This window comes from Sphingomonas sp. BK036, from assembly GCF_004216825.1.
In the GTDB taxonomy this organism is placed as follows: domain Bacteria; phylum Pseudomonadota; class Alphaproteobacteria; order Sphingomonadales; family Sphingomonadaceae; genus Sphingomonas.
Genome location: NZ_SGXR01000005.1, coordinates 202436 through 223155, shown reverse-complemented (window position 1 = coordinate 223155; position 20720 = coordinate 202436). Strand labels below are relative to the sequence as shown.

Sequence of the window (20720 nt, the reverse complement as noted above, 5' to 3'; positions counted from 1 at the left end):
CAACGCTGCCGTTACGGAACCCTGGTGCGCCGCTTATCGCTTCTCCTCCCCCTCCTCGTCGCGGCTCCGCTGTTGCTGGCGAATGCGCCCGATCCGCAATCGGTGATGATCCCCGAGACGATCCGGGCGATGCTCGACGCCGCACTCGAGGCGGGGAACGAAGCGGACGTCAACACCATCGCCAAATACGCGCGCGCCGCCGATCCGCTGAGCGGCGACGCGGTGCTCGCGATCGCGGAGAAGTGGAAGGCCGACCGCGCCGAACAGCGCACGCAGGTCATCCGCCAGGCCAGCTTCCTCGATCTCTGGAGCGGCAAGGCGGAAATCGGCGGATATCTGACGACCGGCAACTCCGACACCGCCGGCGGCACCGCGGTGCTCGATCTCAACCGCGAAGGTCTTCGCTGGCGCCAGAAATTCCATGCGCAGGCGGACTACCAGTCGAACCTCAACGTCACGACGCGCGAGCATTACCTCGCCTCGTACGAACCCAATTACAAGATCGACGACCGCGCCTATGTCTACGGCGTCGCGCAATATGAAAGCGACCGGTTCCTCGGCTATTACAACCGCTACTCGACCTCGGTCGGGGCAGGCTACAGCGTGCTGAAGACCGCCGGCACCAAGCTCGATCTTGAGCTGGGGCCGGCCTATCGGCACACGGAATTCACCGACGATACCGTGCAGAGTAGCCTGGCCGCGCGCGGGACTGCGAACTTCAGCGTTCGCATTCTCAGCGGGCTGTCGGTCAGCCAGGTCGCGTCCGCCTATGTCCAACGCTACAACAGCACGCTCAGCGGAACGACCTCGCTCAACGCCAAGCTGATCGGGCCGCTCTCCGCCGCGTTGTCGTATAGCGTCCAGTATGAAAGCGAACCGCCGGTCGGGTCGGTCTCGACCGACACCACCAGCCGCGCGTCGCTCGTGTACAGCTTCTGACCCGGTTCCCTCGCGCGCGCATCCTCGCTAGGGTTGCGCGATGAGGGGACTATCCACGATCGAACGCGATGCCGTCGACAAGGCGCACGCGGCACCGATGCTGGCCGAGGTCGAGGCCTGGGCCGCGGTCAACAGCGGGACACGCAACCTGACCGGGCTCGCGACGATGGCCGGGCTATTGGGCGATGCGTTCGCAAGCCTGCCGGGCAAGATCACGCTGGTCGATCCTGAGCCGGTGGACAGCGTCGGATCGGACGGCGTCGTATCCCCGATCGAGCACGGCAAGCATCTCCATCTCGTCGTTCGCCCGGACGCGCCGGTACGGATGCTGTTTACCGGGCACATGGACACGGTCTATCCGGTCGACCACCCGTTCCAGTCGCTCCGCTGGCAGGACGACGGCAACCTCAACGGCCCCGGCGTCGCCGACATGAAGGGCGGCCTGTCGGTGATGCTCGCAGCGCTGCGTGCGGTCGAGGCAAGCCCGCTCGCGGCGCGGATCGGGTATGACGTCGTGATCAATTCGGACGAGGAAACCGGCTCCTTCTCCTCCGCACCGCTGCTCGCCCGCGCTGCGCAGGGCAAGGTTGCGGCGCTCACCTACGAACCCGCGCTTTCGGACGGAACGCTCGCTGGCGCGCGCGGCGGCACCGGCAATTTCTCGATCATCGTCCACGGTCGAAGTGCGCATGCAGGCCGCAATCCTGACGACGGCCGCAACGCGATCGTCGCCGCTGCCGATATTGCGGTGCAGCTGTCGAAGGTCCGCGGTCCGACGCTCGCCGTGAACCCCGCGCGGATCGAAGGCGGCGGTCCCAACAACGTCGTTCCCGACCTCGCCATCCTCCGCATCAACTTCCGCCCCGCCACGCTCGACGAGATCGCGCGCGCGCAAGCGCATATCGATTCCGTCGTCGCGGCGGTCGCCGTGGCGCATGACGTCCGGATCGAGGTCCATGGCCGCTTCAACCGGCCACCCAAGCCGATCGACGCGGGCGCAGCGCGCCTGTTCGCTCTGGTGAAAGCATCCGGCGGCGATCTCGGCCTCGACATCGCCTGGAAGGCGACCGGCGGCGTATGCGACGGCAACAACATCGCCGCCGCCGGCGTGCCCGTCGTCGACACGATGGGGGTCCGTGGCGGCGCGATCCATTCGACCGACGAATTCATGATCCCCGACAGCCTGCCCGAGCGCGCCGCGCTGTCGGCCGTCACCATATTGCGTATCGCGGAGGGCCGCTTGTGAGCTTCAGGATCCGGGCCGCGGTCGACGCCGACCTCCAGCACCTCTACGAGATGGCCAAGCTCACCGGCGGTGGCTTCACCAACCTGCCGCCCGATCGCCGCGCGCTGACCGCCAAGCTCGAACGCAGCCACGCCGCCTTCGCGCGCACCGACGGCCCGGTTCAGGATGAGCTGTTCGTGCTGATCCTCGAAAACGTCGAGACGCAGGAGGTTCGCGGCACCTGCCAGATCTTCACGCAGGTCGGCCAGAGCTATCCGTTCTACAGCTACCGGATCGGCCAGCTGACCCAGCACAGCCGCGAGCTGAACCGCACCTTCCGCGCGGACATGCTATCGCTCGCCACCGATCTCGAAGGCGCGAGCGAGGTCGGCGGGCTGTTCCTCCACCCCGGCGAGCGCGCCGGCGGCCTCGGCCTGCTGCTCGCGCGCAGCCGCTATCTGTTCATCAAGATGCACCGTGCACGCTTCGCCGACCGCATCCTCGCCGAACTGCGCGGCGTGATCGACGAGGCCGGCGGATCGCCCTTCTGGGACGGTCTTGCCGGACGCTTCTTCGGGATGAATTTCCAGGACGCGGATCAGTTCAACGCGATCAACGGTCACCAGTTCATCGCCGACCTGATGCCCAAGCATCCGATTTATACCGCGATGCTGACCGAAACCGCGCGTGCCGCGATCGGCCTCCCGCATCCCTCGGGTCGCGCGGCGATGCGGATGCTCGAGAACGAGGGCTTTGCGTTCGAGAATTACGTCGACATCTTCGACGGCGGCCCGACGATGACCGCGCGGACCGACCAGGTCCGCTCGATCGCCGAGGCACGCAACGACCGTGTCGTTGAGATCGACGCGGATGGCGACGGCGGCAAGGACGCGCTCGTCGCGACCGGCACCCTCGCGGCGTTCCGCGCGACGTTCGGCCGGATCCGCGCGCTGGACGGCGGTATCGCATTGTCGCGGGACGCCGCGCAGGCGCTCGGCGTTGCCAGCGACGACCATGTGACGCACGTGCCACGGATATGACGATGGTCGAGATCAACTTCGACGGACTGATCGGTCCGAGCCATAATTTCGCCGGTCTCAGCCCCGGCAACCTAGCCGCGACCCGCCACGCCGGGCAGGTCGCGCGGCCGCGCGCCGCCGCACTCCAGGGCATCGCCAAGATGCGCGCAAACCTCGACCTGGGCCTGACCCAAGGCATCTTCTACCCGCTCGCGCGGCCGGATCATCGCTGGCTCGAAACGCTGTCGACGAGTTATGACAGCGCGGCCCCGCACCTTCAGGCGCGCGCGCTCTCGGCATCCGCGATGTGGGCGGCGAACGCAGCGACCGTGTCCCCTGCCCCCGACACGCGCGATGGCCGCTGCCACCTGACGGTCGCCAACCTCGTGACGATGCCGCATCGCAGCCATGAGCCGCACGGCACGCTGGCACAGCTGCGAACCGCGTTCGGGCACCCCGCCTTCGCCGTCCACCCGCCCATCCCCGCACCGTTCGGCGACGAGGGCGCGGCGAACCATATGCGGTTGTGTTCAGGCCATGATGCGCCCGGCATCGAAATCTTCGTCTACGGTCTGCCCGGCGGCCCGTTTCCCGCCCGCCAGCACCGTGACGCCAGCGAGGCGATCGCGCGCGCGCATGGGCTTGCCCCCGTGCGGACGCTGTTCGTCCAGCAATCCGCCGCCGCCATCGCCGCGGGTGCGTTCCATAATGACGTGGTCGCGGTCGCCAACGAACGCGTCCTGTTCGCGCACGAACTCGCCTTTGCCGACAAGGACCAGGTCTATGCGGATCTCCGCCGCCTGATGCCCGAAGTCGAGATCGTCGAAGTCCCGGCCGCCCGAGTCAGCGTGGCCGATGCGATCGCCTCCTATCTGTTCAACGCGCAACTCGTGTCGCTCGACGACGGGATGGCGCTGGTGCTTCCCGAGGAAGCGCGCGCCAATGTCGCGGTCTGGTCGTGGCTGCAGGACCATGTCGCGGGCAACGGGCCGATCCGGCATCTGCACGTCGTCGATGTCCGCGAATCGATGAGCAATGGCGGCGGCCCCGCCTGCCTCCGCCTGCGCGTCGTCGCGGATCCCGCGACGGTCGATCCGCGCTTTCTCGTCGACAACGCCCGGCTCGACCGGATCGCGTCGATCGTCGAGGCATGCTGGCCACAGACGATCGACCCCGCGTCGATCGGCGATCCCGCCCTGATCGCCCGGATCGAAACCGCCCGCGCCACGCTCCTGACAGCGGTCGATCTCGTTGAACTCATCGCGACATGACGATCGCGGGCCTTCTGCAGCTATGCCTGTCGCATAGCGGCCACCCGCGAGGAAATGCAGTTGGCCGCGTCTCTGCGTGAGGCCAACGCATTGTGGCGCACGGTCGCCTAGACTGCGACGATCGCGTCCTGCACGGCGGCACGATACCGGGGGGCCGGAGTTGAAGATCGTGCTGAAAACCATGTGGAATATGCCCGCAGAGCTCTTGCGGACGGGCGCAACCGACGACGACGTGGCGCCGGTTGATGAAAAGCTCGCTGCCGGATCGCTCGAACAGATGATCGAGGCATTCGGCAAGCTCGACGACGAAGAGGCTGAAGCCGCATTGATCAAATGTGCTGGCCGTGATCGGCCGATCACGTCGCAGGAGATACGCGACCTGCGGCGGGATCGGATCACGACCGACACGGCCTGACCGCGCTTATCGGAATCGCCTCGATGGCGACGCTAAGTCGTAGGGCCAGCCTTGCGTCGCTGCATCGCCGCCCAGGCCTCTTCGCGCTCGCGGCGCCTTTCGAGGCGTCGTGCAAGCCGCCGCTTTTGCTGAACTGACCGGTTCGCAAAGAAGCCAGCAACCCCAACGCTTGCCGCTCCGGCCGCAACCATGACAACCAACCCGCTCATCATTCCTCCGGTACGTCCGACTCGTCCCGGATAAATAACATCCATTTTGGCTCTAACTAGATCACAAACTCACAACGGAGTCCCGTTTGTGTACTATCCTGCATCCGCCCGGCAGGCATGCGGCCGCCGTCCTTGTCGGGTTAATTGACACTTAACCATGTTTCGCAGGCAGGAATGGCCAATTTCAGCCACTGGCATCCTTCTTGCTGCGACCCGATCATGTGGACCCGCTTCAGCCGCCTCTTCATCATCAAGACCAAGTTCGAGGCCTTCCTCGTCATCTACGGTCTCGGCCTTGGCGCGGTGGAGCGCGGCATGCACTATCTCCAGCAATATCCAGGTTATGGGGGCTGGATGCTGTTTGCCGCCTGCCCGATCGCGGTGTTCATGGCGGGCGGGCGCATCATCGATTCGGTGGATCACGCGCGCAATCGGTAACCCGTCACGATGCCTGTTGCATGAGATGCAGATAGCGGCTCGAAAAATCGGCCAGCTCGCGCAGTGCCTCCCAGCGCGGAAAGCTGATCCGACGGCGATTGCGCGAGATGAACCCATCCGCTTCGAGCGACTTGATCGTCCGGTTGACGTGCACCGCCGTGAGCCCCAGCGCATCGCCCAGCTGTTCCTGGCTCATCGGCAACTCATACCCGCTGGCGTTGACCACCCCCTGCATGTCGAGCCGGATCGCGAATTCGCACAGGAAATGCGCCAGCCGCGACCGTGCATCGCGCCGCCCGATATTGAGGATCCACTCGCGGAAGATCGATGCCTCGACCAGCGTGTTGACGAAGATCGCATGGCCGATCGACGCCCGCGACCGGGCGAGCTCACGCAGCGCCACGCGCGAGATCGTCGCGACCTCGGCGCGAGTCAGCGTCTGTACGTTATGGTCCGCGACGTCCAGGAACAGGTGCTGGAAGTCGAGCGGCTCACCGGGGATGTGCAACGACACGATCTGCCGCATCCCCGATCCGGTCTGCTTCTGGCGATACGCGAAGCCCGACAGCAGCACGGCGCATTGCTCGGGCGCGTCACCCTCGCGCACGAGGTAGGATGACGGTTCGTAAACGCGCAATGTATACGGCAACGCCATCAATGCACGGCGATCATCCTCGCTGAGGGCCGCATGCGTTTCGAGTTTCCGCACCATCAAAGCGAGGGGGCCCAAAGGGGAAACCACGGCAGCGTGGTCCGTCAGACTAACGTTCAAACGCGTTTCCCCGGAGAAGCCTGAGCGAAATCACCTATCTCTCCCAGCCGTCAGCGCCCATTGATCGGCTGCCGGTAGGTCGCGATAACATATTCCCGGAACGTCGACCGTAACATTTGATCCGCTAGGCAGATATACTTAAGTTAATAAGTAGTATTTCGGACCCTACTCAACCTATTTCAGCGACTGCCGTAGCGTAAAGCAAGACCGGCCATGTCCGCAATTACGTTTGAAATGAAAGCAATTTTCCTTCCGCAGTGTCAATGTTGCGGTTTGACCGACGACGTGCCGATAATGTCATCGAGCGCGGTCTGAAGACAATCGATACAGTCGCTCAGCTTGGCGCCGAACAGCGGATTGTCGCCCTCATCTGCGATACGCAAGGCCTCCTCGATGAGGAAGACCATGGATTTCAGACGAGCGATTGCCTGCGGTCCGCTGTGCATTCTAACCTCCCTTGACGCACCGTCGTCAACTTGACCAGATCGATGCGCTCGACTGCGGTTAATCAGTCCCGATGGCCGCAGGCAAGGTGGCAAATAGGATCGGACCGCGCCACGCCGTCGACGCCTGCGGTTCCGCTCAAGCCGGCCGCTTCCAGTGTTGGACGAGGCCCGCCATCACCCCATCAACCGAATCGACCTGCGCGGCGAGCCGTTGATGCAGCCGCCCTGCGGCGTCGCGAAACTGGCGCGCGAGCGCGTTGTCGGGGACGATGCCGAGGCCGACCTCGTTCGAGACGAGAATGATCCGTACCTCGAGGCCGGCGAGCGTCGCCAGCAGGTCGTCGACTTCTCGCTCGATATCGGCCTCGCCGAGGATCAGGTTGGAAAGCCACAAGGTGAGGCAGTCGACGAGCACGACCGTGTCCGCGCCATCCACGGCGCGCAACGCGGCGGCGAGATCGATGGGCGCCTCGACGGTCTGCCACCGCGTGTCGCGATCATCCTGGTGCCGCACGATCCGGTCGCGCATCTCCTCGTCGAACGCCTGTGCGGTGGCGATATAGACCAGTGGCCCCGCAGAGGTCGCGGCGGCGGCCTCAGCGACCGCCTGCGCATGACAGCTCTTGCCCGAGCGCGCGCCGCCGAGCACGAACAGGCTCTTCCCAAACGACGGGCTGGTTTTCACAGACGGCATGGTCTCTCCTTCGCACTTGCAGCGCGCGCCCGGAATGACGATGAGCGGCGCAAGATCAAGCGAAAGGGTGAAATGACCGGGTTGCGCGTGCATGGCGGGAGGATCGATCTCGCCGCCACCCTGTACCCGGATGCGCCCACCCCATGGCTTGACCTGTCGACCGGGATCAATCCCGTCGCGTGGCGGTCCGATCCGTTGCCGTCCGTCGATCTCACATCGCTGCCCTCGCCCGCCGCCATCGCCGCGCTCGAAGCCGCGGCGGCGGCGGTCTTCGGAACCGAGCCCGCGCGGGTCGTCGCGTTGCCGGGCAGCGAGATCGGACTCCGCCTGCTGGCCAGTCTCGATCTGCCGCACCCTCGGCGTGTCGTGACGCCGAGCTATGCGACGCACGCAGCCGTCTTCGCCGACACCGTAACGGTCCCCCGGTCGGCGATCGACACGATCGAGGACGGCACGCTCTTGCTCGCCAACCCGAACAATCCGGACGGCCTGCTCGACCCACCCGAGCGGCTGCTCGCCATCGCACGCGCAGGTGCGTGGCTGGTCGTCGACGAGGCCTTTGTCGATCTGCATCCCGCGCACAGTGTCGTCCCGTATCTCCGAGTATCCGACCGCGTCATCGTCTTCCGCTCGTTCGGCAAGACGTTCGGCCTGCCGGGCGTCCGGCTCGGTTTCATGATCGCCCCGCCGGCGCAGGTGGCCGCTGTTCGCGAGCGGTTGGGAAGCTGGCCAGTCTCGGCCTGCGCGGTGGCCTATGGATTGGCGGCATACCGCGATACCCGCTGGCTTGAGGCGACCCGCCTCGCCAGCATCGACCGGGCAGCGCGGCTCGATGCGATGCTGGCGCGGCACGGACTCAACGCACGTGGCGCCTGCCCATTGTTCCGGCTGGTCGAGACCGACGATGCGACCGCGCTGTTCGACCGGCTGGCGCATGCCGGGATCCTGACGCGCGCGTTCGATCATGCGCCACGCTGGCTGCGCATGGGCCTGCCGCGCGACGACACCGCGTTCGAGCGGCTGGACCGGGCGCTCGCGCATGGCTGAGCCGGTCGCGGTGGTCGCGCTGATGATCGACGCCGCGATCGGCTGGCCTGCCGCACTCTATGCCCGGATCGGGCACCCGGTTGGCGGGTTCGCGCGACTGATCGGCGCCGCCGACACGCGCTGGAACGATCCGCGGTGGTCGTTCGCGGCGCGCCGGGCGATGGGAGTGCTGACGATGCTGCTGCTCGTCGGTATCGCGGTCGGCGTCGCGTTCGTGCTCGACGCGGTTCTTCGCAGCCTGTTCGGATCGGCCGCCTGGATCGCGATCGGCCTTGTCGCTGCGCCCGGCCTCGCCCTGCGCAGCCTGCACGATCATGTCACGCCCGTCGCCAACGCGCTCGACGCGGGGGATCTCGCGCTCGCACGGACGCGAGTCGGGATGATCGTCGGGCGGGACGTCGCGCAGCTCGACGAGTCCGGCGTCGCGCGCGCGGCGATCGAGAGCCTGGCCGAGAGCGTATGTGACGGCGTCGTCGCGCCGCTGTTCTGGCTGCTCGCCGCCGGGCTGCCCGGGCTGTGGGCGTACAAGGCGATCAACACCGCGGACAGCCTGATCGGGCACCGCGAGGATCGCTGGCGCGCGTTCGGCTGGGCGGCGGCGCGGACCGACGACATCGCCAATCTCCTCCCCGCGCGGCTGAGCGGCGTGCTGCTCTGCCTCGTCGGTGGCGGCTGGCGGACGATGCTGCGCGACGCGGGCAACCACGCCTCGCCCAACGCCGGATGGCCCGAAGCGGCGATGGCCGGCGCGCTCGACCTGCGGCTTGCAGGGCCGATCGCCTATGACGGGGTAACGCTCGCCAAACCCTATATCGGCGATGGCCGCACCGACGCCACCGCAGCCGATCTTCGCGCGGCGCTGGTCGTCTATCGACGCGCGTGTGTGTTGTTGATCGTCATCGCCGGAGGAACCGCATGCGTGCTCTGATGCTCCAGGGGACCGGCTCGGACGTCGGCAAGTCGGTGCTCGTCGCGGGTCTGTGCCGCGCGTTCGCCAATCGCGGCCTGTCGGTGCGCCCGTTCAAGCCGCAGAACATGTCGAACAACGCCGCCGTCACCGCCGACGGAGGCGAGATCGGCCGCGCGCAGGCGACCCAGGCGATCGCGTGTCGCGTCGCGCCCAGCGTCGACATGAACCCGGTCCTGCTCAAGCCGCAGGGCGATCGTACGTCGCAGCTCATCGTCCGCGGCCAGGTACGCGGCACGCTCGCCGCCGCGCGCTGGCGCGAGGGGCGCGACGGGTTGCTGGCAGACGTACTCGACAGTTTCGAACGGCTGTCCGCCGGCTGCGACCTCGTCGTCGTCGAAGGCGCGGGCAGTCCGGCGGAAATCAACCTGCGCGCGGGCGACATCGCCAATATGGGCTTCGCGCGCGCCACCGACGTCCCCGTGATCCTGGTCGGCGATATCGATCGCGGCGGCGTCATCGCAGCGGTCGTCGGCACGCGCGCGGTGATCGACCCCGCCGATGCTGCGATGATCCACGGCTTCCTGATCAACAAGTTCCGTGGCGATCCCGCGCTGTTCGACGACGGCTATCGCGCGATCGAGGCGCGGAGCGGATGGCGCGGCTACGGTGTCGTGCCGTGGCTGGCCGACGCAGTGCGGCTTCCCAGCGAGGATGCGGTGATCCTCGAACGCCCCGCCGCCAATGCGCACCGCCAGGTCACGATCGCCTGCCCGATCACGCCGCGGATCGCCAATTTCGACGACCTCGACCCGCTCCGGCTGGAACCCGGCGTCGCGCTGGTGATGGTACCGCCCGGCACGCCGATCCCCGACGCCGACATGATCGTGCTCGCCGGATCGAAGGCGACGATTCCCGACCTCGCCTTCGTCCGCGCGCAAGGCTGGGACATCGACATCCGCGCGCACCACCGCCGCGGCAAGCCGGTGCTGGGGCTCTGCGGCGGCTACCAGATGCTCGGCCGCAGCATCGCCGACCCCGACGGGATCGAGGGCCCCGCATGCCGTGTCGAGGGGCTCGGCCTGCTCGACGTCGAGACCACCCTCGCCGGCCGCAAGACGCTCGACCGGGTCTCCGGCCAAGCCCGAGGCGCGGCCTTTGACGGCTATGAGATGCACATGGGCATGACGACCGGCCCGGCGACCGCCCGCCCCGTCGGCCACCGCGCCGATGGCAGTGCGGAAGGCGCGACGAGTGCGGACGGGCTAGTGTCGGGAAGCTATGTCCACGGCCTGCTCGCGCTCGCCGAGCAACGCGCGGCGTGGCTGGCGCGGCTCGGCGTCGCGGCAAGCGGCCCCGATCACGGCGCGTCGATCGACGCCGCGCTCGATGCGATCGCGGCCAAGCTCGAACGTCACGTCGATCTCGATGCGATGCTGGCGTTAAGCGAGCGCGCCGGCCACCGCGATCGCGGCTAGCAGCCCGGTCTCGACGATCTCGATCCCGGCGCCATGCGCATCGCCAGTCACGCCGCCCAGCGTCCGCCGCAACCATGCAGCAACGCCGAGCACGAGCAACGGCAGCACGACGAGCGCGGGCACCGCCACCGCCGCGAGCGCGAGCACCAGCCCCCATCCCAGCAGGTCGCGGTTGCGCACCGCGCCGGCCACCGCCGCGCCAAGACCACCGGGACGCACTGGCGGCAACAGCCTCGCCCAGGCGAGCGGCCCCATCCGTGCCGCGAACGGTACGAGGATCAGTGCCCACCAGCCCGCCCGCCCCGCGGCGTGCAGCAGCACGAGCTTGGCGATCATCTGGCCCGCAATCGCGACGACGCCGAAGCTGCCGATATGCGGATCGGCCATCACCGCGAGCAGCCGCGTCCGATCGCCATGCGCCGCGCCGAGCCCGTCCGCCAGATCGGCGAGCCCGTCGAGATGCAGCGCCCCCGTCACCGCGATCCAGGCCAGCAGCGCGGCACACGCGCCGGTCCACGGGTCGACCTGCGCGCCGATCCAGCCTGCCAACGCGACAAACACGCCGATCGCGAGCCCGACCAACGGATAAACCCGGATCGCCGCGGCGAAATCGTCCGCCCCGACCGCGACGCGCGGCATCGGCAACCGTGTCAGGAAACCGAACGCGACGATCAACCGCGTCATGTCGCCAGCCCGACGATTTGCACGGTCCGCGTCGGTCCCGGCCACACGCGCAGCGACACCAGCGCGGCATAGGGCAGGTCGAACGCCCAGATCTGCCGAGCATCGAACCCACACAAGTCCGCAAGTGCCGCCCGGATCGCGCCGCCATGCGTCACGACCAGCGTCGAGACCGGTGGCATCGCCGCCAGCACGGCCCCGACACGATCGTGCAGCGCGGACCAGCGTTCGCCCCCCGGCGGCGGCGCGGCGTCCGGATCGTCATAAAAGGCGCCCAGCGCAGCGGGATCGATCGCCGCCGGGGCCAACCCGTCCCACGCGCCGAAATCGAGCTCGCGCCAGCGTGGCTCCACCATAACCGGCAAACCGCGCGGACGACCGATCGCGTCCGCACACGCCCGCGCGCGAATCAGGTCGGACGCCTCGATCCGCGCGACGTCGAGCCCGGCGGCCCGCGCGGCGCAGGCGGCGATCCCCGCCTCGGTCGCCGGATCGTCGGTCCGCCCGAGCAACCGCCCCGCCACCGCGGGCGCACCATGCCGCATCAGATACAGCATGGACGCGCTCACGCCGCCGAGACGCCCGCCTCGGCGAACGTCGCCATCTCGGCATGCGCGGCCAGCGCCGCCCGCACGAGCAACGTCGCCGTCGCCGCGCCGCTCGCCTCGCCCAGCCGCATCCCGAGCGACAGCAACGGATCGAGTTCGATCCGCGCCAGCAGAGCGGCGTGCCCCGACTCGGCCGAGACATGCCCCGCGAGGCAGTGTGCGACGATGTCGGGGCACGCGGCCGCCAGCGGTGCGACCGCCGCGCAACAGATGAACCCGTCGAGCATCACCGGGACGCCCGCCAACCGCGCCGCAACCACCGCACCCGCGATTCCCGCCAGTTCGAGACCGCCAAGCCGCCGCAGAATCTCGAACGGCGTGGTCAGCGCATCGCGGTGCAGCGCGAACCCGGCCTCGACGACCGCGATCTTGCGCGCAATGCCGTCGCTATCGACCCCGGTGCCCGGCCCAACCCAGTCGCGTGCCGATCCACCGAAGCTCGCCAGACACAGTGCCGCCGCGCTCGTCGTATTGCCGATCCCCATCTCGCCCAGCACGATCAGGTTCGGCGCATCCGCGACTGCCGCTGCGCCCGCGTTGATCGCGTCCAGGCATTCCTCCTCCGTCATCGCCGGTGCCTGTGTGAAATCCGCGGTCGGCCGATCGAGATCGAGCGATACGATCTTGAGGTCGAGGCCCGCGGCGCGCGACAGCGCGTTGATCGCGGCCCCACCGGCCTCGAAATTGGCGACCATCTGCGCAGTGACAGATGCCGGGAACGCACTCACGCCGCGCGCTACGACGCCGTGATTACCCGCGAACACGACCGCACTGCCGCGATCGAGCCGGGGCAGCGGGTTGCCCTGCCAGCCCGCCATGAAAACCGCGATGTCCTCCAGCCGCCCGAGCGACTTTGGTGGCTTGGTCAACTCGGCTTGCCGCGCGACCGCCGCGGATCGTGCGGCCGCGTCGGGCTGCGGCAACCCGCGCAAGGCCGCCAGAAACGCGGCGGGCGTCGCGAACGCCGTCATTCGACGACGAACCCGGCGGGCGGGGTGCGCGTGATGAAATGCCCCTTCACGCCCTGCGGCCATTGCTTGAACGGCACCTGCCCGAACGCGCTCTCGCCATAGAGCTTGGCGTAATCGAGGATCGCGCGCGCCGCGTCCTCGGTCGGCTCGAACCGGCCGAGCACATAGCCGACCTTGGCGGGCGCGCGCAGGTGGATCGTGCAGAAATCCTGGCATGCGAACAGGCACGGCATCTCCTGCACCGCGACGTCGGCATAAGCGGGATCGCTCGCCTGCACCGCCTTCAGCGCGCTGGCGAGCCGCGCCCCGCCGCGCTGCCCCTCGGCATCGTCGCGCGCATCGGCGGAATGGCGGCAGGTGGTGCACGCGACGACCGCGACGCCGTCATCGACCGGCTTCAACATGCGGAAGCCTGGGCGTGCGGATACGAAAAACGATAAAATGCAGGCATGGTTACCCCTTCGGACAGTCGATCCCGCCCCGCGCGAGGGCCGAGGGCGCACGCCTCCAGCCTCCGCGCGACGCGAAGCGATGTCGTCGCTCGGGGTGTTACCCGTCCGTTCGGCGCACCCTGGCCGGACGAAAGACGACCGCGACGGGCAGGTCTCCTGGCTCGCGGGTCAACGCCGTCCGCGCCGCCTTCTCGGGACGATCCCAATGGCATGAGGCACGGTGGCTCGCCGCGTACAGTTGCAGGGGCAGCCGGGTGTTTCCCGTTCCCATTTTCATCCCCCTCGGCGCTAGCGTCGGGGGAACCTGTCGCAGGTCGAGCGATACGCGGGCGACGAGGGTGACGCAAGACAGCGCAGCATCCGTAGGACACGCGCCAGCAGCCCCCCCCTCCCGTCATCCTGACGAAAGTCAGGATCCAGGGTAACGAGCGCTACCCTCCTTGGCTCTGGATCCTGACTTTCGTCAGGATGACGGAGGGACGTTGGATGTGGCGCGCGCCCCTAGAACTCCACCCCCAGCTGCGCCTTCACACCCGACCGGAACGGATGCTTCACCTGAGTCATGTCGGTCACCAGATCCGCTACCTCGATCAACGCCTCGGGCGCGTTCCGCCCGGTGATAACGACATGCGTCATCTCAGGCTTCCCAGCCAACGCCGCGAGAACCTCGTCGACCGGCAGATAGTCATAGCGCAGCACGATGTTGAGCTCGTCGGCGACCACCATCGCATAGGACGGATCGGCGATCATCCGCTTCACCTCGTCCCACGCCTCGCGTGCGACCGCGATGTCTCGCGCGCGGTCCTGCGTGTCCCAGGTGAACCCCTCGCCCATCGGCTTGAATTCGCACAGCGCGGGGAACGCGTCGAAGACCGCCTTTTCGCCGGTCGCCATCGCGCCCTTGACGAACTGGACGACGCCGACTTTCCGCCCGTGCCCGATCATCCGCACCGCCATCCCGAACGCAGCGGTCGACTTGCCCTTGCCCTTGCCGGTGTGGACGATGATCAGCCCCTTCTCGATCGACTTGGTCGCAACGATCCGGTCATGGACCTCCTTGCGCTTGGCGCTCTTGGCATTCTGCTCGTCATCGGTCCGCATGATCATGTCCTCTCCCGCTCCCGATGGCGGATCGCGCCGCGCGGCGCTAGAGCGTGCCTCATGCTCCGTATCACCGACCTCAAGCTGCCGCTCAACCACGCCGACGAGGCGCTCCCCGCCGCGATCCGCGACCGGCTGCGCGTGACGCCGCGCGACCTGATCCGCTACACGATCGCGCGGCGGGCGCACGACGCACGCGACAAGATGGACATCCAGCTCGTCTATTCGGTCGACGTCACGCTGAAGAACGAGGACACCGTCCTCACCCGCTTCCGCAAGGACCGCCACGTCCAGCGCACCCCCGACACCGGCTATCGCTTCGTCACCAAGGGCGGCCCGAGCTATACCGGCCCACGCCCGGTGGTCGTCGGCGCGGGCCCGTGTGGCCTCTTCGCAGGCCTGATCCTCGCGCAGATGGGGTTCCGACCGATCATCCTCGACCGTGGCAAGGTCGTCCGCGAGCGTACCAAGGACACCTGGGGCCTCTGGCGCAAGAGCGTCCTCAACCCGGAATCCAACGTCCAGTTCGGCGAAGGCGGCGCGGGCACCTTCTCCGACGGCAAGCTATGGAGCCAGATCAAGGACCCGCGCCATCTCGGCCGCAAGGTCCTGACCGAGTTCGTCAAAGCCGGCGCGCCGCCCGAAATCCTCACCGAAGCACACCCGCATATCGGCACGTTCCGCCTCGTGACGATGGTCGAGAGCATGCGCGAGACGATCGAGGCGCTCGGCGGCGAATACCGCTTCTCGACCCGCGTCGACGGCCTCGATGTCGTCGAGGAGGCCGCCGCCCGCCAGCTCCGCGGCCTCCACCTCAGCACCGGCGACTATCTCGAAGCCAACCATGTCGTCTTCGCGGTCGGCCACAGCGCGCGCGACACGTTCGAGATGCTTCACGCCACGGGCGTCCATGTCGAGGCCAAACCGTTCTCGATCGGCGTCCGCATCGAGCATCCGCAATCGTGGATCGACGAAGCCCGCTTCGGCCCCTGTGCTGGCCACCCCGATCTCGGTGCCGCGGCGTACAGCCTGTCGCATCACTGCAGGAACGACCGCACCGTCTACAGCTTCTGCATGTGCCCCGGCGGCACCGTCGTCGCCGCGACCTCCGAGGAGGGCCGCGTCGCCACCAACGGCATGAGCCAATATTCGCGCAACGAACGCAACGCGAACTCCGGGATCGTGATCGGCATCGATCCCGCGCGCGACTATCCCGGCCACCCGCTCGCGGGAATCGCACTGCAGCGCCACTGGGAATCGCGCGCCTATGTCGCGGGCGGCTCGAACTACAAGGCGCCCGCGCAACGCATCGGCGATCTGCTCGCGGGCCGTCCCTCGACCGCGCTCGGCGCGGTGATCCCGTCGTACAAGCCGGGCGTCCACATGACCGACCTGGCCGAATGCCTGCCCGACTTCGCGATCACCGCGTTGCGCGAGGCGTTGCCCGCGTTCGGCCGCGAGATCCCCGGCTATGATCATCCCGACGCGGTGCTGACGGGGGTCGAGACGCGCACCTCGTCGCCCGTCCGGATCACGCGCGGCGACAATTTCGTCAGCCTCAACACCGCCGGGCTGTTCCCGGCGGGCGAAGGTGCCGGCTATGCGGGCGGCATCCTCTCGGCGGCGGTTGACGGGATCAAGGTCGCGGAGGCGGTCGCACTCAGCCTGACGGCCTGATCGCCACGAGCAGGCCCTCGGACTTCACTTCTTCCGATCGGGACCCGTCTTGATCAGCCACGCGCGCGGCAGTCCGGTCGGCTTTGCCACGCCGTCGAGCCGCCGCGCGCTGACCAGCGCTACGCGCTTGAGGATCATCTGATCCTTGAACGCATCCATCCCGCCACCGGTCGGCTTGGCGAGGATACGCTTGATCACGTCCATCCCCGCGACGACGTGCCCGAAGGCCGCATAGCCGGGATAGCCCGGCCGCGCGTCCATCGCCGGCGCGGGGCCCACGGTAATGAAGAAATTGCCGCCCGCCGACGCCGGCGTCATGCCGCGCGCCATCGATATCGTCCCGTCGAGATGCTTGATCCCGGTCTTCGCGGTTGTCTCGAGCGGAAACGGCGGCAGGATCCGCCGCGCGTCGGTACGGATCCCGCCCTGGACGAACCCGAGCTTCGGCGCCGACTTCTGCCGGCTCGCGCGATAAAAGTCGGTTCCGTCGAACCGCCCGTCATCGACATATTCGAGGAAATTCTCGGTCGTCTTGGGCGCGCGGCGTGCGTCGAGTGCCAGCACGATCGGGCCCTCCGACGTGACGAAGCGGACCCGAACAAGGCCAAGCCCTGCGCGGTTGGCCCGCTGCGCCGACCCCGCCGTGGCGAGCGTCGCAACGGCCAACAGCCCCATCATCACATGCCGCATCGTCGAATACTCACGCTTTTACCGATCGGGCTCGGCTAGCGGTCGGGGTAGGACGACGCAAGCGAGCGTGATCGCGCAGGCGGTCGGTATGCGCCAGTTTGATTCTCCCGAACGCCGCTTCCCGCTATCCTATTCAGGACGCCGAGCGTTCGGCGGCGTCGGCGAGCGCGACATGGACTTGTGCGACCACAGCTGCGCCCTCGCCCACCGCCGCGGCGACGCGCTTGGTCGAGCCCGCCCGCACGTCGCCGATCGCGAAGACGCGCGCGCGGCTCGTCTGCAGCGTCAGCGCCGCCTTGCCGGTGACGATGAACCCCTTCTCGTCGGTCTCGACACAGCCGTGCAGCCAGCCCGCATTGGGATCGGCGTCGATGAACAGGAACAGGTGCCGGATCGCGCAGCGGAGCGTGCCCCCGTCGCGCTGGTTGCGGAATATCGCCGCGGTCAGCCCGGTCGCGCGGTCACCTTCCAGCCCGACGATTTCAACTCCGACATGCAGCGTCACGTTGGGCAGCGCGGCAATCCGGTCGATCAGGTATCTGGACATCGTCGCGGCAAGGTCGCGCCGGACGACGAGGTGCAGATGCTTCACGCGCGGCGCCAGGAACGCCACCGCCTGTCCCGCTGAATTGCCGCCGCCGACCAGCGCGATCTCCTCGCCCTCGCACAACCGCGCCTCGATCGGCGATGCCCAATAAGAAACGCCCGCCCCCTCGAAACGCGCGAGGTCGGGGATATCGGGCCGGCGATAGCGCGCGCCCGAGGCGACGATCACCGTCCGCGATCGCACCTGTCGATCACCCGGCAGCGCAAGCACCAGCGGCTCGTCGTCGTCGACCTGGTCATCGCAGACCAGCCGCGCCACTTCCAGCGGCACCGCGATCTCCGCCCCGAACTTCAGCGCCTGGTTGAACGCGCGCCCCGCCAGCGCCTGCCCCGATATCCCGGTCGGGAAGCCCAGGTAATTTTCGATACGCGCCGATGCGCCCGCCTGGCCGCCGATCGCGCGCTCGTCGAGCACGATCGCCGACAGCCCCTCCGATGCCGCATACACCGCCGCCGCCAGTCCCGCCGGTCCCGCACCCACGATCGCGACGTCGTACACCACCGCCGGATCAAGGTCGGGCGTGATGCCAAGACAGGCCGCGACCTCGACATCGGATGGCCGTTTCAGGATCGTCCCATTCGGACAGACAACGACCGGCAGGTCGCTGCGCAGCACGCCGATCCGCTCGATCAGCGCCCGACCCTCCTCGTCCGACGCGGCGTCGAGAACGATGTTGGGATAGCCCGACCGGGTCAGGAACCCCTGCAACCGGACGATGTCGGGGCTGCCCGGCACGCCGACGATCACCGTCCCGGCGCCGCCATCCTCGATCAGCCCCACGCGGCGCAGGATCAGCGCGCGCATCACGATTTCGCCGACATCGGCCGATCCCACCATCAGCGCCCGCAGATGCGCGGGGTCGAACGGCAACGCGGTGCACCCGTCGGGGCCCGCCCTGCCCGCCGCGATCGATGGCCGACCCGCGAGCTGGTTCACCTCCCCGGTGAACTGGCCGACCCCGTGCGCGGTGATCGGCGCGTCGTGGTTGAGACCATCGCGACGCCTGACCTTGATCGACCCTGCCAGCACCAGCCAAGCGGGCGCGCCCTGCTCGCCGATCGCATAGACCGGCTCACCAGGCGCAAAGGTCCGCGCCGGGCCGCTCGCAAACCGTTTCGCGGTCTCGCGCTGATCGGGGTCGAGGACCGGGAACATCTGGTGGTCGCGTGATCCGGTCGGGCTCATGTCCGCACCACCGGCTCGAGCCCGAGCAAGACCGTCGGGATCAGTTCGGAAACCGTCGGGTGGATCGGCACCGCCCAGCGCAGCGCCGCCACGCCCTGGTCGGCGTTCATCATGTCGAGGATCCCGTGAATCGCCTCGTCGCCCCCCACACCAAGGATTGCCGCGCCCAGGATTCGCTGCGTCTCGGCGTCCGCAACGATCTTGATGAACCCCTTGGTCTCGCCCCTTTCCACCGCCCGCCCGACCCGCGTCATCGGCCTCGACGAGACCAGGATCGGTCGCCCGGACGCCTCGGCCTGCGCCTGGGTCATCCCGATCCGGCCCAGCGGCGGATCGGTATAGAGCGCATAGCCGACCAGCCGCTGGCTCAGCGTCCGGTCGTCGCCATCGAGCAGGTTCGCCGCGACGATCTCATAGTCGTTATACGCGGTGTGCGTGAACGCGCTGCGCCCGTTGCAATCACCAAGCGCCCAGATCGCCGGGACGTTGGTCTGCAACAAATCGTCGACGATCACATAGCCCTTCGCATCGGTCGCGATCCCTGCATGCTCCAGTCCGAGATCGTCCGTATTTGGCCGCCGACCGACCGCGAGCAGCACATGGCTGCCGATCACCACCGGCTCGCCCGCATCGCAATCGACCGACACCGCGACGCCGTCCTCGTGCCGCGCGAAGGCGATGCAGTTCGCGCCCGTCCGTATCGCGATGCCCTCGTCTTCGAGGATGTCGCGCACCGCGTCCGACACGTCCGCGTCCTCGTGCGCGATCAGCCGTTCGCCGCGTTCGACGACCGTCACCGCCGCGCCGAACCGCCGATACATCTGCGCGAATTCGAGCCCCACATAGCTTCCGCCGACGACGACGAGATGCGCGGGCACCGCCTCGAGCGCCACCATGTCGGTATTGTCGAGATGCGGCACGTCGCCGACGCCCGGCATGTCGGGCACGCTCGCGCGTCCGCCGACGTTGAGGAAGATGCGCGGCGCGGTCAGGATCTCGTTATCGACCGCGATCGTCGTCGGCCCCGTGAAGCGCGCATGGCCGCGCAGCAGCGTCAGCCCGGTCATGCCCGCCAGCCATGCCTCGTTGCCCTCGCGCGCGTCGCTCACGACGGTCCGCGCGCGCGCCGCCACCGCGCGCATGTCGATCCCGACATCGCCGGTCCGCACGCCGAACTCCGCGGCGCGCCGGGCGAGGTGCGCGGCATAGGCGCTGGCGACGAGCGTCTTGGTCGGCATGCACCCCGTATTGACGCACGTCCCGCCGACCAGCTTGCGCTCGATCAGCGCGACCGTCATCCCCGCCGCGGTCAATCGCCCGGCGAGCGGTGGCCCCGCCTGCCCGGCGCCGACGATGATCGCATCGAACCGCTTTATCATAGCGATGCGACCACCATCACGCTGAGCCCGATCGCCAGCGCATCCTCGACCAGCGCGGCAGGCCGATCGCTGCCGAACGTCGCCGCGAGCAAGGCTCGCAATCGCGCGCCGCCCACCGTCCCGAGGATCGCGCCGATCACGCCCAGCACCAGCCCGAGGATCGGCGAGCCCGTCGCATAGCCGACCGCTGCGCCCGACACGCCACCCGTGACGATCCGCGCGATGAACGGTGCGGGGGTCATCCGGCTCGGCGTCGAGGGCAGCTGGTCGCCGACGAGTTCGCCGGCCGCCAGGATCGTGAACACCCAGGGCGTGAACCGCCACCCGAGAAAGGCCAGCCCCGATCCTTGCAACGGCACCAGGCCGGTCGATGCGGCCCAAGCGATCGCCGCCGGAGCCATCATCGCCCGCAATCCCGCGACAAAGCCGATGATCAGAGCGAGAACCAGCACGGGCGTCTCCTGCAATTTCACACAACCCGACGCTTTCACGCCCGCTCCAGCCGGTCA

Annotated in this window: 22 protein-coding genes and 1 riboswitch; of the genes, 10 read left to right on the top strand and 12 right to left on the bottom strand. The window is 68.2% G+C overall.

Going from position 1 to position 20720, the window contains the following annotated elements:
* The first annotated feature begins 24 nt into the window (after positions 1-24).
* The 6 genes from EV283_RS11275 (at position 25) to EV283_RS11250 (ending at position 5516) form a co-directional block, all read left to right on the top strand.
* Complete coding sequence (locus EV283_RS11275; protein WP_347400216.1) at positions 25-939, top strand: DUF481 domain-containing protein; 915 nt, start codon at positions 25-27, stop codon at positions 937-939.
* 40 nt (positions 940-979) lie between these two features.
* The gene (locus EV283_RS11270; RefSeq protein WP_130325417.1) at positions 980-2185 is read left to right on the top strand and encodes a hydrolase; all 1206 of its coding nucleotides are present in this window, start codon (positions 980-982) and stop codon (positions 2183-2185) included.
* Positions 2182-3204, top strand: coding sequence for an arginine N-succinyltransferase (locus tag EV283_RS11265; protein ID WP_130325415.1), 1023 nt, complete (start codon positions 2182-2184; stop codon positions 3202-3204). Before EV283_RS11270 ends, EV283_RS11265 begins: the two co-directional genes overlap by 4 nt.
* Entirely contained in the window at positions 3201-4454 is a 1254-nt protein-coding gene (locus EV283_RS11260; RefSeq protein ID WP_130325413.1) for an N-succinylarginine dihydrolase, read from the top strand. The genes EV283_RS11265 and EV283_RS11260 overlap by 4 nt, the downstream gene beginning before the upstream one ends.
* 160 nt (positions 4455-4614) lie before the next feature.
* Positions 4615-4869, top strand: coding sequence for a hypothetical protein (locus tag EV283_RS11255; protein WP_130325411.1), 255 nt, complete (start codon positions 4615-4617; stop codon positions 4867-4869).
* Positions 4870-5297: 428 nt separating this feature from the next.
* Positions 5298-5516 carry a hypothetical protein gene (locus tag EV283_RS11250; RefSeq protein ID WP_056414686.1) on the top strand — a complete coding sequence of 73 codons (219 nt, stop codon included), beginning with the start codon at positions 5298-5300 and terminating at the stop codon, positions 5514-5516.
* Between the two features lie 4 nt (positions 5517-5520).
* Here the strand turns inward: EV283_RS11250 and EV283_RS11245 are convergent, their stop codons facing one another.
* The 3 genes from EV283_RS11245 to cobU all read right to left on the bottom strand — a co-directional run bounded on the left by EV283_RS11245 (position 5521) and on the right by cobU (position 7428).
* Complete coding sequence (locus EV283_RS11245) at positions 5521-6171, bottom strand: Crp/Fnr family transcriptional regulator (protein WP_242615922.1); 651 nt, start codon at positions 6169-6171, stop codon at positions 5521-5523.
* A gap of 377 nt (positions 6172-6548) precedes the next feature.
* The gene (locus tag EV283_RS11240; protein WP_130325407.1) at positions 6549-6734 is read right to left on the bottom strand and encodes a hypothetical protein; all 186 of its coding nucleotides are present in this window, start codon (positions 6732-6734) and stop codon (positions 6549-6551) included.
* A 136-nt stretch (positions 6735-6870) separates the two neighbouring features.
* On the bottom strand, positions 6871-7428 hold the full coding sequence (gene cobU, locus EV283_RS11235; RefSeq protein ID WP_130325405.1) for a bifunctional adenosylcobinamide kinase/adenosylcobinamide-phosphate guanylyltransferase: 558 nt from the start codon (positions 7426-7428) through the stop codon (positions 6871-6873).
* Positions 7429-7500: 72 nt separating this feature from the next.
* Between cobU and EV283_RS11230 the strand changes: the two genes are divergently transcribed.
* From EV283_RS11230 to EV283_RS11220, 3 genes are read left to right on the top strand one after another with little or no spacing between them, the layout of a single operon-like run.
* Positions 7501-8475: an aminotransferase class I/II-fold pyridoxal phosphate-dependent enzyme gene (locus EV283_RS11230; protein ID WP_130325403.1), complete on the top strand. Its 975-nt coding sequence runs from the start codon at positions 7501-7503 to the stop codon at positions 8473-8475.
* Positions 8468-9403 carry an adenosylcobinamide-phosphate synthase CbiB gene (gene cbiB / locus EV283_RS11225; RefSeq protein ID WP_130325401.1) on the top strand — a complete coding sequence of 312 codons (936 nt, stop codon included), beginning with the start codon at positions 8468-8470 and terminating at the stop codon, positions 9401-9403. The genes EV283_RS11230 and cbiB overlap by 8 nt, the downstream gene beginning before the upstream one ends.
* Positions 9391-10860: a cobyric acid synthase gene (locus EV283_RS11220; protein WP_130325398.1), complete on the top strand. Its 1470-nt coding sequence runs from the start codon at positions 9391-9393 to the stop codon at positions 10858-10860. The genes cbiB and EV283_RS11220 overlap by 13 nt, the downstream gene beginning before the upstream one ends.
* Here EV283_RS11220 and cobS read toward each other — a convergent pair.
* The 5 genes from cobS to cobO form a co-directional block, all read right to left on the bottom strand.
* Entirely contained in the window at positions 10825-11544 is a 720-nt protein-coding gene (gene cobS / locus EV283_RS11215; RefSeq protein ID WP_130325396.1) for an adenosylcobinamide-GDP ribazoletransferase, read from the bottom strand. The two genes, EV283_RS11220 and cobS, sit on opposite strands and share 36 nt — an antisense overlap.
* Positions 11541-12110, bottom strand: a complete 570-nt coding sequence (locus EV283_RS11210; RefSeq protein WP_130325394.1) for a histidine phosphatase family protein — start codon at positions 12108-12110, stop codon at positions 11541-11543. The genes cobS and EV283_RS11210 overlap by 4 nt, the downstream gene beginning before the upstream one ends.
* A complete protein-coding gene (gene cobT, locus EV283_RS11205; RefSeq protein WP_130325392.1) occupies positions 12107-13120 on the bottom strand; it encodes a nicotinate-nucleotide--dimethylbenzimidazole phosphoribosyltransferase in 1014 nt (337 codons plus the stop codon). Before cobT ends, EV283_RS11210 begins: the two co-directional genes overlap by 4 nt.
* A complete protein-coding gene (locus EV283_RS11200) occupies positions 13117-13524 on the bottom strand; it encodes a DUF1636 domain-containing protein (RefSeq protein WP_130325390.1) in 408 nt (135 codons plus the stop codon). The genes cobT and EV283_RS11200 overlap by 4 nt, the downstream gene beginning before the upstream one ends.
* 176 nt (positions 13525-13700) lie before the next feature.
* A riboswitch (cobalamin riboswitch) is annotated at positions 13701-13895 on the bottom strand.
* A 178-nt stretch (positions 13896-14073) separates the two neighbouring features.
* The gene (gene cobO, locus EV283_RS11195; protein ID WP_130325388.1) at positions 14074-14679 is read right to left on the bottom strand and encodes a cob(I)yrinic acid a,c-diamide adenosyltransferase; all 606 of its coding nucleotides are present in this window, start codon (positions 14677-14679) and stop codon (positions 14074-14076) included.
* 54 nt (positions 14680-14733) lie between these two features.
* On the opposite strand from cobO, the gene EV283_RS11190 reads away from it, so the two are divergent.
* On the top strand, positions 14734-16350 hold the full coding sequence (locus EV283_RS11190; protein ID WP_130325386.1) for an NAD(P)/FAD-dependent oxidoreductase: 1617 nt from the start codon (positions 14734-14736) through the stop codon (positions 16348-16350).
* A gap of 24 nt (positions 16351-16374) precedes the next feature.
* Here EV283_RS11190 and EV283_RS11185 read toward each other — a convergent pair whose 3' ends face one another.
* From EV283_RS11185 to EV283_RS11170, 4 genes are all read right to left on the bottom strand, one after another.
* Positions 16375-17040, bottom strand: coding sequence for a peptidylprolyl isomerase (locus EV283_RS11185; protein ID WP_130325384.1), 666 nt, complete (start codon positions 17038-17040; stop codon positions 16375-16377).
* A gap of 133 nt (positions 17041-17173) precedes the next feature.
* Positions 17174-18832 (bottom strand): FAD-dependent oxidoreductase, encoded by a 1659-nt coding sequence (locus EV283_RS11180; protein WP_130325382.1) that lies wholly within the window; start codon positions 18830-18832, stop codon positions 17174-17176.
* Positions 18829-20211, bottom strand: a complete 1383-nt coding sequence (locus tag EV283_RS11175) for an FAD-containing oxidoreductase (protein WP_130325380.1) — start codon at positions 20209-20211, stop codon at positions 18829-18831. Before EV283_RS11175 ends, EV283_RS11180 begins: the two co-directional genes overlap by 4 nt.
* A complete protein-coding gene (locus tag EV283_RS11170) occupies positions 20208-20663 on the bottom strand; it encodes a DUF4126 family protein (RefSeq protein WP_207223114.1) in 456 nt (151 codons plus the stop codon). The genes EV283_RS11175 and EV283_RS11170 overlap by 4 nt, the downstream gene beginning before the upstream one ends.
* Positions 20664-20720 lie beyond the last annotated feature (57 nt).